Source organism: Paraburkholderia kururiensis JCM 10599 = LMG 19447 (assembly GCF_003986935.1).
Lineage (GTDB): Bacteria > Pseudomonadota > Gammaproteobacteria > Burkholderiales > Burkholderiaceae > Paraburkholderia > Paraburkholderia kururiensis.
Genome location: NZ_RJZE01000126.1, coordinates 1 through 560 on the forward strand (window position 1 = coordinate 1; position 560 = coordinate 560).

The window sequence follows — 560 nt, forward strand, 5'->3', positions numbered from 1 at the left end:
CCGCACTGTCGATGCAGGCGGCCAGCGCCGGCCCGACGGATACGGATCCCTATGGCGTGGAGCCGTACCGGTCATGCGGGGACAGGCTCGTCACGGGCCTGCCCGAAGCGGTCGATTCACTGGATGCACTGGATGCGCGGATGCCCGCCGTGCCGCCTGGAAAGGAAGCATTCTTCGGGCACGAGGATCCGCACATCTTCGAGGCACATGACCCGAAGCGGGCGGCGGAACTGTTTGGCGATCCTTACTATCCGCTCTGGACGCTGCACCGGAGAATCCGCGCGCTGGCCAGCGATGTGCGGCAGTTCGGGAAGGACCCGCAGCGTCCGTTGCCGGCGGCCCGGGAGCTGTGGCTGACGGGCAGGCTGATGCAGGGCTTTGTTGGCGCGATGGGCGCGCTGGTCATCGCGGCGACCTCGCACGCGCGGGAAGGCGGTCCGGATTCGCCGCTGCTCCTGACTGATGAACAGGTCGTGACGTACCAGCAGAATCTGGAGGGGATCGCCATGTACGTCACGGAGTACGGCCGTTGCCGCGCGAAGCTGGAGACCGGCGGCATG

Annotated in this window: 1 protein-coding gene; it reads left to right on the forward strand. The window is 67.3% G+C overall.

Going from position 1 to position 560, the window contains the following annotated elements; genetic code table 11:
- Positions 1-560 (forward strand): hypothetical protein (locus PKKP23_RS33945; protein ID WP_161978211.1); only part of this gene is annotated, 560 nt, incomplete at both ends.